At 66.1% G+C, this 15,817-nt stretch carries 15 protein-coding genes; 7 read left to right on the top strand and 8 right to left on the bottom strand.

Annotated features, from left to right (window positions below; translation table 11 throughout):
• Positions 1-67 precede the first annotated feature (67 nt).
• The 5 genes from AC1DCZ_RS16745 to AC1DCZ_RS16725 form a co-directional block, all read right to left on the bottom strand.
• On the bottom strand, positions 68-670 hold the full coding sequence (locus AC1DCZ_RS16745; protein WP_476975602.1) for a class I SAM-dependent methyltransferase: 603 nt from the start codon (positions 668-670) through the stop codon (positions 68-70).
• 93 nt (positions 671-763) lie between these two features.
• A complete protein-coding gene (locus AC1DCZ_RS16740) occupies positions 764-1,531 on the bottom strand; it encodes an amino acid ABC transporter ATP-binding protein (RefSeq protein WP_476975601.1) in 768 nt (255 codons plus the stop codon).
• Positions 1,528-2,604: an amino acid ABC transporter permease gene (locus AC1DCZ_RS16735; protein ID WP_476975600.1), complete on the bottom strand. Its 1,077-nt coding sequence runs from the start codon at positions 2,602-2,604 to the stop codon at positions 1,528-1,530. The genes AC1DCZ_RS16740 and AC1DCZ_RS16735 overlap by 4 nt, the downstream gene beginning before the upstream one ends.
• 6 nt (positions 2,605-2,610) lie before the next feature.
• Positions 2,611-3,516 (bottom strand): ABC transporter substrate-binding protein, encoded by a 906-nt coding sequence (locus AC1DCZ_RS16730; protein ID WP_476975599.1) that lies wholly within the window; start codon positions 3,514-3,516, stop codon positions 2,611-2,613.
• Positions 3,517-3,597: 81 nt separating this feature from the next.
• Positions 3,598-4,866 carry an alpha-hydroxy acid oxidase gene (locus AC1DCZ_RS16725; RefSeq protein WP_476975598.1) on the bottom strand — a complete coding sequence of 423 codons (1,269 nt, stop codon included), beginning with the start codon at positions 4,864-4,866 and terminating at the stop codon, positions 3,598-3,600.
• A 133-nt stretch (positions 4,867-4,999) separates the two neighbouring features.
• On the opposite strand from AC1DCZ_RS16725, the gene AC1DCZ_RS16720 reads away from it, so the two are divergent.
• Positions 5,000-6,631: a PucR family transcriptional regulator gene (locus AC1DCZ_RS16720; protein ID WP_476975597.1), complete on the top strand. Its 1,632-nt coding sequence runs from the start codon at positions 5,000-5,002 to the stop codon at positions 6,629-6,631.
• Between the two features lie 13 nt (positions 6,632-6,644).
• Here AC1DCZ_RS16720 and AC1DCZ_RS16715 read toward each other — a convergent pair whose 3' ends face one another.
• The gene (locus AC1DCZ_RS16715; protein WP_476975596.1) at positions 6,645-6,980 is read right to left on the bottom strand and encodes a cupin domain-containing protein; all 336 of its coding nucleotides are present in this window, start codon (positions 6,978-6,980) and stop codon (positions 6,645-6,647) included.
• Positions 6,981-7,035: 55 nt separating this feature from the next.
• Positions 7,036-7,341: an acylphosphatase gene (locus AC1DCZ_RS16710; protein WP_476975595.1), complete on the bottom strand. Its 306-nt coding sequence runs from the start codon at positions 7,339-7,341 to the stop codon at positions 7,036-7,038.
• 154 nt (positions 7,342-7,495) lie between these two features.
• Here AC1DCZ_RS16710 and AC1DCZ_RS16705 point away from each other — a divergent pair, with 154 nt between their 5' ends.
• The 5 genes from AC1DCZ_RS16705 to AC1DCZ_RS16685 all read left to right on the top strand — a co-directional run bounded on the left by AC1DCZ_RS16705 (position 7,496) and on the right by AC1DCZ_RS16685 (position 13,241).
• Positions 7,496-7,759, top strand: a complete 264-nt coding sequence (locus tag AC1DCZ_RS16705) for a YegP family protein (RefSeq protein WP_476975594.1) — start codon at positions 7,496-7,498, stop codon at positions 7,757-7,759.
• 20 nt (positions 7,760-7,779) lie between these two features.
• Positions 7,780-8,751 (top strand): ABC transporter ATP-binding protein, encoded by a 972-nt coding sequence (locus AC1DCZ_RS16700; RefSeq protein ID WP_476975593.1) that lies wholly within the window; start codon positions 7,780-7,782, stop codon positions 8,749-8,751.
• 2 nt (positions 8,752-8,753) lie between these two features.
• Positions 8,754-10,004: an ABC transporter permease gene (locus AC1DCZ_RS16695; protein ID WP_476975592.1), complete on the top strand. Its 1,251-nt coding sequence runs from the start codon at positions 8,754-8,756 to the stop codon at positions 10,002-10,004.
• A gap of 85 nt (positions 10,005-10,089) precedes the next feature.
• Positions 10,090-11,310, top strand: a complete 1,221-nt coding sequence (locus tag AC1DCZ_RS16690; protein WP_476975591.1) for a mechanosensitive ion channel family protein — start codon at positions 10,090-10,092, stop codon at positions 11,308-11,310.
• A 182-nt stretch (positions 11,311-11,492) separates the two neighbouring features.
• Positions 11,493-13,241 carry a glycoside hydrolase family 13 protein gene (locus tag AC1DCZ_RS16685; RefSeq protein ID WP_476975590.1) on the top strand — a complete coding sequence of 583 codons (1,749 nt, stop codon included), beginning with the start codon at positions 11,493-11,495 and terminating at the stop codon, positions 13,239-13,241.
• 376 nt (positions 13,242-13,617) lie between these two features.
• Here AC1DCZ_RS16685 and AC1DCZ_RS16680 read toward each other — a convergent pair whose 3' ends face one another.
• Entirely contained in the window at positions 13,618-14,490 is an 873-nt protein-coding gene (locus tag AC1DCZ_RS16680) for a pullulanase X25 domain-containing protein (protein WP_476975589.1), read from the bottom strand.
• A gap of 290 nt (positions 14,491-14,780) precedes the next feature.
• Here AC1DCZ_RS16680 and AC1DCZ_RS16675 point away from each other — a divergent pair, with 290 nt between their 5' ends.
• Entirely contained in the window at positions 14,781-15,755 is a 975-nt protein-coding gene (locus AC1DCZ_RS16675) for an aldo/keto reductase (protein ID WP_476975588.1), read from the top strand.
• Positions 15,756-15,817 lie beyond the last annotated feature (62 nt).

The raw sequence follows: 15,817 nt of genomic DNA, 5'->3' as shown, positions 1-15,817 counted from the left end.
TCCCACAGGACGGGCGGCGACGAACTCAGTGACGCCGCGCCCCCACACTGGGGCGTGGTTCAGGCACTCACGGCTTCCGGGCGATCACGTCAAAGATATGCCAGTGCTTGGGTCCCTTGAAGGACTGGCCGTCGTCGTCGAAGACGTCGAACTTCACGATCTCCAGCCCGGCGAAGAGGCTCCGGGCGTCGTCCTCGGTGTGGAAGTTCCACTCGGGGGTGCCGGCCCACGAGTCCCGTTCGCCGAACAGGTTCACCGCGATGACGCCCGACCGCCGCAGGGACTGCAGCAGCATCCGCCAGAAGACGCCGAAGCGGCCGGGGTGGATGAACGGCAGGGAGTAGCCGGCGAAGATCAGGTCCGCCCCGGGGAGTGCGCGGAGATCCTCGAACGGGGTCACGTCGATGCTCAGGCGTCCGTCCGCAGCCGCCGGGAGGATGGCCAGCAGCCGCTCCCGGGTGTCGGGGAGGGAATCGACGGCGTGCACCCGCCAGCCGCCGTCGAGCAGGGCCCGCGTTTCCTTCCCGGCGCCGCAGCCGAGATCAAGGGCGAGCCGGTCCTCGCCCGGCCCGGCGGCCGCCATGGCGTCCACGCAGAGGGGACGCACGGGACGCGTTGCCTGGGCAGCGTTGTAGTCGGTCCAGATCTTGCTCGCCGCGGCGCTGTCCACGGGATCAGTGTTCCACGCGCGTGAGTGCGGAACCAGAGCGGAGAGGCCGCCGGCCGCTGGCCTCTCCGCAGGGGGGACATGCTCAGCGGACGGTCAGAGGACCTTCGACAGGAACGCCTTGGTGCGTTCGTGCTGCGGATTGCCGAGCACCTGGCGGGGAGGACCCGCCTCGACAACGACGCCCTCGTCCATGAACACCAGGGAATCAGCCACCTCGCGGGCGAACCCCATCTCGTGGGTCACCACGATCATCGTCATGCCGCTTTTCGCGAGCTCCTTCATGACGTCCAGGACCTCGCCCACCAGTTCCGGGTCCAACGCGCTGGTGGGCTCGTCGAAGAGCATCAGTTTGGGGTCCATCGCCAGGGCGCGGGCTATGGCCACCCGCTGCTGCTGCCCGCCGGAGAGATGCGCCGGATAGTGCTCGCTTTTGTCCCCCAGGCCCACGCGCTCCAGGAGTTCCAGTGCCCGCGCGGTGGCGGCGGCCTTGGAAAGGCCTTTCACCCGCATGGGCGCCAGAATGATGTTCTCCACTGCCGTCAGGTGCGGAAACAAGTTAAACCGCTGGAAGACCATGCCGATTCCCTGGCGCTGGTGGGCCGCTTCCTTGAGCTTGAGCTCGTACAGCTTGCCGCCCTTTTGGCGGTACCCGACGAGTTGCCCGTCAACGGACAGCCGGCCGGCGTCGACCCGTTCCAGGTGGTTGATGCACCGCAGGAAGGTCGACTTGCCGGAGCCGCTGGGCCCGACAATGCAGAGCACTTCGCCGGCGTCGACTTGGAGGCTGATCCCGCGCAGAACCTTGTTGGAGCCAAAGTTCTTGGAAACCCGGTTTGCAAGCACCATGGGCATGCCGGTCATCCTTTTCCTCCAAAACCTGTGCCGAGCGGAGCGCCCGGGTCCGCCGGCGGGGCCGGTGCTGACAGTGACGGGTCCGGCTGGGACTCCGCGCCCGTCTTGAGCCGTCCTGTTCCGCGGGAGAAGCGCTTTTCGATGAAGTGTTGGCCCACCATGAGGGCCGAAGTGAAGAGGAGGTACCAGAGCGAGGCAACAATCAGGAGCGGCACCGGTGTGAACGTCACCGCGGAGATTCCACGGGACACCCCATAGAGGTCAACGCTCAATGGGATCGCGGCCACCAGTGAGGTGGTCTTGAGCATCGAGATCACCTCATTGCCAGTCGGCGGGATGATGATTTTCATGGCCTGGGGAACCACCACGTACCGCATGGTCTGCCCCCAGGACATGGCAAGCGCCGTCGAGGCCTCCTCTTGGCCTTGGTCAACGGAGAGCAGGCCAGCCCGCACGATCTCGGACATGTAGGCGGCCTCGTTGAGCGCCAGCCCAATTACCGCCGTAATGAAGAGGTTGGTGAAGATCCCGTTCGGGATGGTGACCCACGGCGTCGTGAACGGGATCCCCAGGGTGAACACCGGGTAGATCAGGGCCACGATGCCCCAGAAGACCAACTGCACGTACACGGGGGTTCCGCGGAAGATCCAGATGTACAGCCAGGCCACGCTCTTCAGCACGGGATTGGCCGAGAGCCGCATGATGGCAAGCACCAAGCCCAGGACGATTGCACCGATCATTGAATAGATGGTCAGCGATAGGGTCACCCAGGCCGCCTGGCTGATTCGGCGGTCGAAAATGTACTTCCCGACGTCGGCCCAGCCGTAGTCCGGCCGCTGGGCCGCATCCAGGACGAAGACCGCCAGCATGAGCACAAGGACCACCGCCACCACGTTCCGCCAGGGGTGGCGCAGCGGAACCGCGACGATCGCCTCGGCTGCTTCGTCGCCGCTCCCCTGCCCGGCCGCGGCGGCCGGTTTGGTTGCGCCGGCCGGATCGACTGCGCTGCCCGGGGCGGCAGCCCTCCGCGACGCCCTGCCAGCTTCCGGCCCGGTCTTCCTGCCGGTCTCGGGTTCACTCATGGTTGATCAGCCTTTGGCTGCCACGTTGATTGTCGCCGTCTTGACCCCGCCGGATTCCACTCCCCACTTGGAGAGGATCTTGTTGTAGGTGCCGTCGTCAATGAGCGACTGGAGGGCCTTCTGGAGGACCGGGGCGAACGCGCTGTCTTTGGCCATCGGGATGCCGTAGGGGGCCACCTCGAAAGCGTCGCCCGCGGTCTGCAGCTTGTCCTTGGTCTTGGAGATCGCGTAAAGGGTGACGGGCGAATCGGCGCTCATGGCGTCGACCTGTCCGACCACGAGGGCGTTGGTTGCCTGATCCTGGGCGTCGTACTTGAACACGGTGATGGCTGGCTTGCCGGCATCGGTGCACGCCTTGGACTTCGCGGGGACTTCGTGCGTGTCCTGGTAGGTGGTCGCCTGCACGGCGACCTTCAGCCCGCACGCATTGTTGGGGTCCACGGTCTTGCCCTTCGGCGAAGCCCACTGGATGCCCGCCGAGAAGTAGTTGACGAAGTCGACCTGCTTTTCCCGTTCCAGCGTGTCGGAGAATGATGACATCCCCATGTCGTCCTTTCCGGCCTTGACGGCCGGAAGAATGTTGTCGAAGGTTCCGATGTCGAAGTTCACCTTCAGGCCCATGACCTGGCCCAGGGCGTTGGTCAGGTCCACGGACCAACCGGCCGGAGCACCGTTGTCGTCTTTGAACTCGTTCGGCGGGTAGTTGTTCGCCATGCCGACGTTGAGGACGCCGGCGCTCTTGATCTTCTCCGGGAGCGACGCGGCAATGGCATCGTTCTTTTTCACGGCGACGGCGTCCGCGGTCCCCGAGGCTGCGCCCGTGGCCGCGGGTGCGCTGCTGTTGTCGACACAGCCTGAAAGCGACATCGCCGTGACTACGGTCAGAACGGGTATTAAGTATCGAGTGCGCATTGTTTCCTTAGCTCTTTGGGGATTCGTCGGGCTCCCGCAACGCTGCGGGAGGGCACAAGGTGCCGGGTTATTCAGGAATAGTTAATGCGTGGTGCCTACCGCTGCTTGTTCAAGGATTTCTCCGGAATGACGAATGTCCCGAAGAATTTCTCCGCCGCGGGCCTTCAACTCGGAAATGCTGGACACGCCGACCAACGTCATCGTACGCTTCAGCTCGTCCGCGAAGATGCTAATAACGCGTTCAACGCCCGGCGAGCCCGCAGCGACCAATCCGTAGAGATAGGCCCTGCCAATCGAGCACGCGTCGGCCCCCAGCGCCAAGGCCTTCAGGATGTCGCTTCCCCGCCGGATCCCGGAGTCGACGTATATTTCGATCGAGTCACCTACCCGCTGCCTCGATTCCTGCAGGACATCCATGGGGCTGAGCATGTGGTCCAGTTGCCGGCCGCCGTGATTGCTCAGCTGGACGGCGTCCAGGCCGATTCGGGCGGCCTTGGCAACGTCGGCCGGGTTGACGCAGCCCTTGAGGACGATCCTCCCGGGCCAGGCCTGGCGCAACGCCTCAAGTTCCTTCCAACCGCTGGTGGCATCTGAGTGCCCAAGGATGTGCTGCCACATGGACGGTGTAATCATGGAGGAGTCTGGAGCGTGCGGGTCCAGGTTGGGGAAGCTGATGCCGTCGGCCCTCAGGAAGTTCACCCACCAGGACGGGCGCCGGGCGATGTCCGCGATCGTGGAGAGCGTCAGCGCGGGCGGGGCGGTGAAACCGTTGTGAAGATCCCGTTCCCTGGAGCCCAGGGCGCGGGTATCGACGCCGACGATCAGGGTGTCGAACCCCGCGGCCCGGCAGCGCGCCAGCTTGTCGGTCATCGCCTGCGCGTCGGACCCGAGCCCAAAGTTGAACCAGCGGTCCAGGGCCGGGTGGCGCTCCGCGATCGATTCCATGGCGACCGTGCTCAGGCTGGCCAGCCCGTAGGGGATGCCGGCCCGTTCGGCTGCAGCCGCGACGGCCAGCTCGCCCTCGGGATGGAACAGGCGGGTCGCGCCGGTCGGCGTCAAGGTAAGCGGCAGCGCGCTCTCCCTGCCAAGCAGCGTCGTTCCGGTGTCCGGGCCGGAGACTGGGCCCCAGCTGGGCATCAGTGCCCACGAGTCGAAGACTGCACGGTTCCGGCGCAGCGTCACTTCGTCTTCAGATCCGCCGTCCAAGTAATCGAAGATACCGGCGGGCAGGACCTTGCGTGCCGATTGCCGGTATTCCTCTACGTTGAAAGCGTTCGACAGTACCCGGCGCTGCCTGGACAGCACGGGAGCCTTCACCTGCATTAGCTGCCTGGCTTCGCTAAATTTCAATTAAGGCCTTTCATCGGCGTGCGTGCGTTATCGTTCAGCCTAGGAACAGAAGCCGTCCGCCACTATGGAGTTACCGACAAATTCAGGGGTCCGAGATTATTCGCAACTACCAAGCGGCCTTTCAGGTGCAAGCGTGAGGGGTGCCGCATCTGGTGCCGGCCACGCCCTGCCCTCCCTGGCCAATGTGGCCCGCTCGGCGGGATCGGAAATCGTCAGCGTCGTAGAGATGCCAGCCGATGAACAGCGAATCGTCGCGGGTTCCGTTCTCTACGACTCAACAGCGACGCCGGCGACGTTTCCGGGCGCCGTTGCCTTGGCGATTGGGCTGTCGCTGTCAGGCAAGCGCCTCAGCGCCAAGGTCCGGGAGCTCGCCGACGCCGGCTACGTGGCCATTGTCTACAAATGCAACGGGGCTTCGGACCTCGCCCTGCGGGAAGCTGCCCGGGAGACAGGGCTGGCCTTGTTCCGGGCCGCCGATTCGGTGCCGTGGAACCAGCTCGCAGAGATCATGGACGCCGCTGTCGTGCCGCACCGGCAGTCAGGCCGCACGTTGGTGGACATCCGTCCCGGGGACCTGTTCGACCTGGCCAACACTGTGGCAGCGCAGGCGGGCGGAGCCATTGCCATCGCCGATCCCGAGCAGACGATCCTGGCCTATTCGACCCTGCCGGAGCAGCCCATCGACGAGACGCGTCGCAGTTCCATACTGAGCCTGCACGTGCCGCACTCCCCGCAAACCGACGTGGACTATCGGCGGGTCCACGCATGCAGGGACGCAGTGGACGTGGCAAGCGAGGACCCGCGTTTGAAACGCACTGCAATCGCCATCCGGGCCGGGGAGGCTGTGCTCGGTTCCCTGTGGCTCTTGGAACGCGCGGACCAACAGTCCGAAGATGCGGGCCGGATTCTTCGGGAAGCGGCAAACGTCGCGGCTCTCCACATTCTGCACAAGCGAACGACGTACGTCTCAAACCTGACCCGGCAAATTGATCTGGTTCAGCCGCTCCTCTTTGAACCGGAACGGGCCGGGTTGGCGGCGATCAGGTTGGGGATTTCCGCGGCGTCGGTGCGTATCGCTGCGCTGAGTATCTGGCCGCCGGAAACCAACGCGCCGGACACGCTCCAGTCCCGTCTCCGGTTTTTCGACACCGTTCGCACAGCCTGCGCCGTCCGGCTGCCGTCCGCCGTCTGCGGGCTTTCGGACCACATTGTGTATGTCGTCCTGCCGCAAACCACGGAGTCGTCCCGGGAATTCCAACGCGGCGCAGTTCTGAAGATAGTCCAGAACGCGCGGCGGCTCCTGTCGCGTCCGGTTCTGGCGGCATTGGGTGGGGAGGCGCCGATCGATCGGCTCGGGGAATCGCGCATCAACGCGGAACTGGTCTTATCCGAGCTCCTGCAGAGCATTGCCGAAGGCAGGATAGAGGGAGACTCAGACGACGCCGTTGCCGACGTCGATTCCGTCGGCTCGCGTCTTTACTTGCGGCAGATGGCTACTGCATTGACGGCAACGGGCCAGCTGCCGGGTGCGCATGCCGTCCGGATCGCCGACTACGACGAGCGGAACAATAAGGCCCTGGGAGAAACCATCTACGCGTATTTGAACTGCGGCGGCAACGCTATTGATGCTGCCGCCCGCCTGGATGTGCACGTCAACACCGTCAGATACCGCTTGTCCCGGGTAGGGGCCCTCTTCGGGATAGACCTGAACGATCCCGAAACGCGCCTGCTCGTCTGGCTGCAGCTGTGGGCCAAACACAACTAGGAAGGCAGGCGCCTCAGGCCGACGTTTTCGCGACGGTCATGAGGATCGCGGAGTCCTCTTCGGCCTCGAGGCTGTGCAGCCCCGCGGGCACGATGAGGAGATCCCCGGCCTTCCCCTGCCACGATTCCTTGCCAGCCCGCAACCGGACACACCCGCGGAGCACGAACACGGTTGCCTCGCCGGGGTTCTGGTGCTCGCTCAGCTGAGTGCCCGCTTTGAACGCCATGACGGTCTGGCGGAGGACTTTCTCGTGCCCGCCAAACACTGTGTCCGCGGCCCTGCCGCTGCCGGCCGCCACGGCAGCCGCGAGTTGTTGCCGTGCCAGGGCGTCGATCGATATTTTTTGCATGACGCAACCGTACCCAGAATCCGTTGCCCTGCCGAGGGTCCTTGGACTCACGCCCCTAGAACGTCACCCGGAAGCCTGTGAACTCCCCGGAGGCTGCGGACATCGCTTCCGCGACCCTTTCCACCACCCCGGGGGCCTCCGGCGAGCGCAGCCACTCGCGGAACTCCAGCACCACCGCCTGGGGTCCCTCGGCCACGATGCCGACCGAGCCGTCGTCGTTGTTCCTGACCGTGCCGGTCAGCCCCATGGCCTCTGCCTTCCGCGCCGTCCAGTAACGGAATCCAACGCCCTGCACCACGCCATCCACGCGCGCTTTCAAGCGCACGATGTCTCCGGAACCCGCCTCTGGAAACTCAGCCATGCTCCCAATGTAGCGCCGGGCGAAGTCTCGTTAGCCAGACACAATGGGACTTTCGCCCCTTTCCCCGTCCTCTTCGATCCGTCAGGGTGGATAGAAACCTCCGGTTCCTCGCACACCCCGCTGAAGGCGCCGGGATGCCTGAAAGGACAAGACGATGGCAGGACAATTCGAAATCTTCACCGACGCGGAGGACAACGTCCGGTTCCGCCTGCTGGCCGCCGACGGGACCGTACTGGCCGTCTCCAAGGCGTACAGCGACAAACGCTCGGCCGCCGCGGGCATTATGGCGGTCCGCGAGTGCGCCGGCACCGGGCTGATCCGGGAAGCCCGTACCGCCCAGTACCCGAGGCTGCACGGGAGCAGGACCGGTCCGCCGTCGCCCGCGCACCGCCTGCACCGGCACTTCCCCGCGGTGTAGGCCGCAACCCGGACCCAGCCATGGGCGAACCGCGGGTGCACATCAGCGGCTTCCGTATGGACTTCGGTGACACCACCGTCATCCGTGACCTCTCGTTCGACGTCCACGCCGGCGAGACCTTTGGTTTCCTGGGCAGCAATGGCTCGGGAAAGACCACCACCATCCGGGCCCTGCTGGGCATCTATGAGCCCACGGGCGGGATCCTGCACATCAACGGCCGGGACTTCAAACCCGAACACGGCGACAGGCTCGGCTATCTCCCCGAGGAACGCGGGTTGTACAAGAAGGAAAAGGTCATCGACATCATGACCTACTTCGGCCGGCTCAAGGGGATGGACCGGCGTGCGGCCCGGCAGTGGTCCCTGGAGTACCTGGACCGGGTGGCGCTGGCCGACAAGTCCGGGTCCCTGCTGGACAAGCTCTCCAGCGGCCAGCAGCAAAAGGTCCAGCTCGGCGTCACCATCATGAACCGCCCGGAGCTGCTCATCCTGGACGAACCCACCAAGGGCTTCGACCCCGTCAACCGGCGCCTGCTCATGGACATCATCGCCGAACAGAAGCGGGCCGGCGCCACCGTGGTCATGGTGACCCACCAGATGGAGGAAGTGGAACGGCTCTGCGACCGCGTCATCCTGCTCAAAGACGGCACGGCCGAGGCCTACGGCACCATTGACGAGGTCCAGGACAAGTACGGCGGCCGCATCATCCGGATCAGGTTCAGCGGCGCCATCCCGCCGTCGCCGCACTACGAGGTGATGCTTGAGGACACCAACTACGCCGAGCTGAGCATCACGGACGCCACTGACGAGGCGGCCATCCTCAAAGGTCTGATCGACGACGGCGTAGCGGTCCGCAGCTTCACGACCACCAAGGTCTCCCTCGAGGACATCTTCATCCGCGTCTACGGCGACCAGAACAAACCCTTCACCCCGGTGGGCGGCCCGGTCGCCGGCGCGGTCGCCGGCTCGATCGCCGGCCCCGGAGGCCGCTAGCCATGGCCCAGCACAATCTCGGCACCGTGATCAGCTTCGAGTTCGTCCGCACCGTGACCAAACGGCGGTTCTGGATCGGCACCCTGGCCGTGCCCGTCGTCATAGCGGTCGTGTTTGGGCTGATCTTTCTCAGCAACACCACCACGGACACCGCGTCCGCGGCCCAGAAGCGCGCCCAGTTCTCCATCTCCTACACGGACGCCTCCGGACTCATCACGGCCCAGGACGCCGCAGCCTTCGGGGCGCGGCCTGCGGAGTCACCGGCCGCCGGCATCCGGGCCGTGAAGTCAGGGACGGTGGACGCCTTCTTCGATTTCCCCGCCAACCCGGACACCACGGCGGTCCGCGCCTACGGGGCGGACAAAGGGATCTTCGAGAACGGCAAGTACGGCGCCGTCGCCCAGGCCATGCTGACCAGCGCCGTCGAACAGAAGATCGATTCCCCCCAGCTGTCGACCCTGGCGACCGGGAAGGCACGGATCGAGACCGTCACCTACAACGGCGCCCAGGAATCCGGCGGGCTGAGCTCCGTCCTTCCGCCGCTGATCTTCCTGGTCATCTTCTACGGGCTGATCGTGCTCCTGGCCGGGCAGATGCTCAACTCCACCCTGGAGGAGAAGGAAAACCGTGTCACCGAAATGATCCTGACCACGCTCAAGCCCACCACCCTGATCGCGGGGAAGGTGATCGCGCTCTTCGCCATCGGGCTGGTGCAGATGATCGTGTTCCTCTCCCCGGTCCTCCTCGGCCGGCTGTTCTTCCCCCAGGAGCTGAACCTGGCCAGCTTCGACCTCCCGCCGCTGATCTTCGATCCGGCCCGGATGGTCATCGGCTTCCTTATCCTGGTGGGCGGGTTCGCGCTCTTCACCACCACGCTCGTGGCCATCGGAGCGGTGATGCCGACCGCCAAGGAAGCCGGCAACTTCATGGGGGTCATGATGGCTCTGATCTTCGTACCGTTCTACGCCGTGGCCCTGGTGGTCTCGGATCCGCATGCCGTGATTGTGCAGATTTTCACCTACTTCCCGTTCTCGGCCCCGGTCACGGCGCTTCTGCGGAACGGGTTCGGCTCCCTGAGCCTGCTCGAGGCCGCAATCGTGATCGTCATCCTGTACGTCGGCGCCGCCGTCATGCTTCGCCTGGCCGTGCGGCTGTTCCAGTACGGTTCGATTTCCTACACGTCCAAGGTCAACATCCGCACCGCGCTCCGGGCGGCCGGGCGGCACCCTTCGCCGCCCGAAAGTATGGCGTGACCGGCTCTTCACCTATGGCGTGACGGGTCCCACGTTGACACCTGCCCGATTTCAATTGCCCGCGGAAGCTTGCAAAGCTTAAGTAATGCAAGAGTTCCTCACCCCCGCAGTGCCCTTCCTGGCGATGGCGCTCGCCGTGGCCGCCGGGCTCGTCGCGTCCTGGCTGGTGCGCCGGATCGTGCTCCGGCTCAACCGCAAACAGACCGAGCTCCGCGAGACCTCCCGCGTCGCCCGCCTGCCGCTGCGCTTCACGTTGTGCCTGATCGGCGTGCGGATCGCCCTGGTGACCACCACCGCCGACGTCGACTGGCGCCGCAACGTGGACCACTGCCTGCTGATCGGGCTCATCGCCTCCGTCGCGTGGCTGGCCATCGCCCTGCTGCTCATCATCGAGGCCATGGTTCTCATGCGGTACCGGGTGGACGTGGCGGACAACCGTCGGGCCCGGCGGCTGCGCACCCAGGTGATCCTGGCGCGCCGGATCGGCGTCGCACTGATTGCAATTGTGGCGCTGGGCAGCATGATGCTGACCTTCCCCGCCATCCAGGCCCTCGGCGCCGGGTTGCTGGCCTCCGCCGGCGTGATCTCGATCGTCGCGGGCCTCGCCGCGCAGACCTCGCTCGTGAACGTCTTTGCCGGTGTCCAGCTCGCGTTCACGGACGCGATCCGCGTGGACGACGTCGTGGTGGTCCAGAAGGAATGGGGCCGGATCGAGGAAATCACCCTGATGTACGTGGTGGTCCACATCTGGGACGACCGCCGGCTGATCCTGCCCTCCACCTACTTCACCACCACCCCGTTCGAGAACTGGACCCGGCGCCAGTCCGAGGTCATGGGCACCGTCGAGTTCGACCTCGACTGGCGCGCCCCGCTCGAGGCGATGCGCGCCGAACTGAAAAAAGTCCTGGCCGACACCGAGCTCTGGGACAAGCGCGTGGGGATCCTGCAGATCACCGACGCGACAGCCGGGTATGTCCGGGTCCGCATCCTGGTCAGCGCCGCGGACAGCGCCTCGCTCTTTGACCTGCGCTGCCTGATCCGTGAGGAACTCGTCCTCTTCCTCCAGCAGGAACACCCGACGGCGCTCCCCCACGTTCGCGTCGAAACCATGGCTCCGGTCCGGTCCGGTTCCGGCCGGCCGGCGAAGGTTGCTGCCGCGGACGAGCACTCCCGGCACCCTTCCGACCCGCACGATTCCCAGCTGTTCACGGGCTCGATTGAGGCCATCCAGCGTTCCAAGGCCTTCTCCGGCCCGGGCGAGGACGTGTTCGAGGACAGGGACAAGTCGATCGCGGCGCAGAACTAACCGGCGGGCACTGCTGGCGGGGGCCGGCGCGGCCGCAGGCCGGCGAGGGACCCGGGGGCCACGGCGGGCAGGGCCCCGGCGTCGGGGGTCTTCCCTGCCTGCAGGAACTGGTCAATAATCAGACGTTGGTGGGACAGCGCCACAATTGACCCCAAGACCTTGCAGACCTCCCGAGGAGCCCCATGACGGTCGAACAACCCACAGCGGAATCAACCGAGGCTCCGGCCCGCGACTGGTTCCAGAGCGCCGTCGTGTATCAGGTGTATCCGCGGAGTTTCGCGGATTCTGACGGGGACGGGATCGGGGATCTGCGCGGGATCATCAGCAAGCTGGACTACCTGCACGGGCTCGGCGTCGACGTCCTGTGGCTCTCCCCGATCTACACGTCCCCGCAGGATGACAACGGCTACGACATCAGTGACTACCGGAACGTGGACCCGCTCTTCGGGACGCTGGCCGACCTTCAGGAACTCACCGGCGGGCTGCACGCCCGGGGCATGAAGCTCGTCATGGACCTCGTGGTCAACCACACCTCGGACGAGCACCCCTGGTTCGTGGAGTCCCGGTCCTCCAAGGACAGCCCGAAGCGGGACTGGTACTGGTGGCGGGCCCCGCGGGAAGGCATCGTCCCGGGCACGGCGGGGGCGGAGCCGAACAACTGGGGCTCGGCGTTCTCCGGTCCGGCCTGGGACTACGATGAGGCCAGCGGCGAGTACTACCTGCACCTGTTCTCCAAGAAGCAGCCGGACCTGAACTGGGAAAACCCGGACGTCCGTGCCGCGGTGTACGAGATGATGAACTGGTGGCTGGACCGTGGCGTGGACGGCTTCCGGATGGACGTCATCAACTTCATCTCCAAGGACACCGCCCTGCCCGACGGGCCCGTGGCCGACGGGAAACTCTATGGCGACGGCAGCCCGTACTACATCGGCGGGCCCCGGATCCATGAGTTCCTGCAGGAAATGCACCGGGAAGTCTTCGCGGACCGGACCGGGCCGCTGCTGACCGTGGGCGAAATGCCCGGCGTCAGCGTCGAGGAAGCGGTCCTGTTCACCGACCCGGCCCGGGCCGAGGTGGACATGGTGTTCCAGTTCGAACACGTCGCCCTGGACCAGGAAAACGGCAACAAATGGCGGCCCAAAAAGCTCCGGCTCACCGAGCTGAAGCAAACCCTGGGCCGCTGGCAGGACGGCCTCGCCGAGACGGGCTGGAACAGCCTCTACTGGGGCAACCACGACCAGGCCCGCGCTGTGTCCCGCTTCGGCGACGACAGCCCCCAATACCGGGAACTGTCCGCGAAAATGCTCGCCGGGATCCTGCACCTGCACCGCGGCACCCCGTACATCTACCAGGGCGAAGAACTCGGCATGACCAACATGAGCTTCGGGGCGATCAGCGACTACCGCGACATCGAAGTCCTCAACCACCACCGCGAGGCCACCACCCACCTGGGCCACACCGACGCCGACGTTCTCGCCGCCCTCGCCCCGCTCAACCGCGACAACGCCCGCACCCCGGTCCAGTGGGACGCGACCCGGCACGCCAGCTTCACCACCGGAGCGCCCTGGATCGCGGTCAACCCCAACGCGAACCACATCAACGCCGCCGCCCAGACCGGGGACCCCGGCTCGGTCTACAACTTCTACCGCCAGGTCATCGACCTCCGCCACACCGAAGCCGCCGTCTCCCACGGGGACTTCACCATGCTCATGCCCGAGGACGAACACGTCTACGCCTTCACCAGGACGATCCCCGGCACGGCACTGCTGGTCCTCGGCAACTTCTCCGGCACCGACCAGCAGGTGGCCCTCGGCGGAGACTGGGACACAGCCGAACCCGTCCTGGGCAACTACCCCGGCACCGCCGCCTCGGCAACCGGCGTGCTCCGGCCGTGGGAGCTGAGGGTTCTGCGCCGGCACAGCAGCGGTTAGGCCTGAAGACCCAACGAAGCGAGGGAGAGCGGCATGACCATTCCACCAGTACCGGGTCCTGATCCGTTTCCGCCGGATCCCGGGCCCACGACGCCGCCGCCGGAGCCGGGGGACCCGTTCCCGCCCGAACCCGGGCCCGTCCCGCCGCCCGGACCGTTCCCGCCGGAACCCGGGCCGGCTCCGGTGCCTGGCCCGGCGCCTGGACCTGGCCCCGCACCGGGACCGTTTCCAACGCCCAACCCTTTGCCGATTCCCGACCCCGGGCCAGTAACGCCGCGCCCTGACCCCACACGGTTCTAAACCACGAAACGCGGGGTCACTTACCGCCCGTCCTGTCCCCAGGAATGGGCTGTAGGTGACACCGCGTTGTTTTGGACTACCCCAGGGTGATGTCGTGCGTGCGGTGGTCGTAGTGGATGACCATGCGGCCGCCGCCGTGGTGGACCTCGTGGTTGGGGCCGTCGAACACGCCGAAGGCGCCGTAGTTCTCATCCCACGAGCGGTTGAGCGCGATCTTGAAGCTGTAGGAGCCGGCAGGAATCTCCGCCGCGAGCTTCCAGAGCTGGTCCACCAGGTCCAGCTCCATCTGGCACTCGTCGTACTGCGGCGCCCAGTTGGCGGGCGCACCGAGCAGGATGTCGAAATCACCGGCAACGGCAACGGCGGCCGGCTGCTCAATGGTTTCCGTGGCCGGGAGCGCGGCGGCGGGTGTGGCTGCAGCCGTCTCAGCGGCCGGGGCTTCGGCGGGGGCCTTGTCGGCAGCCTTGCGCCTGCGCACGGCCTTGGCGACAGGCGCCACGGCGTCCTCAATCAGCTTGGCGGCCTTGCCGACAGCCGACGCGGCCGGCTTTTCGGCCGACTTGGCGGCCGGCTTCTGGGCCGGGGCCTCGGGAAGCGGGGTGCCGGCAGGGACCGGGGTTCCGGCGTCGAGCGCTGCGGCGAACGCGGCAGGCTCGGCGAACGCGACGGTGGCGCGCTGGCCGTCATCCGTGATGGACCAGCCGGGACGGCCCTTGACGAGCCAGCCGGCCTTGACCAGCTTGGCGGTCGCCGTGGTCAGCGTCTTGTGTCCGCGGGGAATGCCTCCGCTGAGGAGTTCACGCTCCTGCTCGTTGAGCGGCACGCGTGCGATGGCCTCGCCCAGGACGGCGCCGGCATTCAGCTTCTCACTCGATTGCACCCCCTCTGTGAGGACATCCAGCACGGCCTTCAGCCGAAGGGTGGTGTTTTCCGCAGTGTTCGTCGCCATGGGTCTCCTTAGAAGCAATTGATCCACCTGCATTTTGCCAAGAATCTGTGGGTTTCCGCGACTGGAAACAGTTAACTCCGTGTGTCGTGACCCACTATGACAGTCCGAACGGGACGAAGCGAGGGTCCAATCCTGACTACTCGCGAGTAGCTTTTACGGCGTTTCCTCATCCCGGGGCCCGCCGAGGGCGTTGTGCCCCCGGGACGGACGTGCTTATAGTGGCGACCGGGCCAGCTCCGCCGCCTTTCTGCCGGATGTTCCTCCCTGTCACCAAGATTCAGGAGATACCCATGAAAACACGTACGCTCGGTTCGCTCACCGTCTCTGCCCTGGGCCTTGGCTGCATGGGCATGAGCGAGTTCTACGGTCATGGCGACGACGCCGAATCCACCGCCACCATCCAGGCTTTCCTCGACGCCGGCGGCACCCTGCTGGACACGGCCGACATGTACGGGCCGTTCACGAACGAACAGCTCGTGGGCAAGGCCATCGCCGGCCGGCGCGACGACGTCGTCCTCGCCACGAAATTCGGCAACGAACGCAAGCCCGACGGCTCCTGGGTCGGCATCAACGGCTCCCCCGAGTACGTGCGCGCGGCCTGCGACGCGAGCCTGCAGCGGCTCGGCGTGGACCACATCGATCTTTACTACCAGCACCGCGTGGACAAGACAGTCCCGATCGAAGACACCGTGGGAGCCATGGCCGAGCTCGTCCAGGCCGGCAAGGTGCGGCACCTGGGCCTCTCCGAAGCCAGCGCAGACACCGTGCGCCGGGCCCACGCCGTGCATCCGATCACTGCCCTGCAGACGGAATACTCGCTGTGGGAGCGGGAGCCGGAGACCAAGGTCTTCCCGGTCCTCGCAGAACTTGGTATCGGGTTCGTCCCGTACAGCCCGCTCGGCCGCGGCTTCCTGACCGGGCAGCTGCGCAGCGAGGACGATTTTGCCGCGGACGACTTCCGCCGCCACTCGCCGCGCTTCCAGGGCGAGAACTTCACGCGGAACCTGGAACTCGTGGACAGGGTCAGGGAGCTGGCTGACGAGAAGGGCTGCACCCCGGCGCAGCTTGCGCTCGCGTGGCTGATGGCCCAGGGCGAGCACATCGTGCCGATCCCGGGCACCAAGAAGCGCGACCGCCTGAGCGAGAACCTGGGCGCAGTCGACGTCGAGCTTTCCGCAGAGGACCTCAGCCGCCTGGACGAGCTGGCCCCGGCCGGCGCGGCCGCTGGCGACCGGTACCCGCACATGGGCTCGATCGACGTCTAAACCCGCCGTCTGAACCCGCCCTTCACCAACCAACGCGGGGTCACTTAGCGCCCATCCGAGGC

This window comes from Arthrobacter sp. 10N418 (assembly GCF_056394725.1).
The sequence above is the reverse complement of the archived record's forward strand: the minus strand, read 5'-3'. Positions and strand labels throughout refer to the sequence as shown.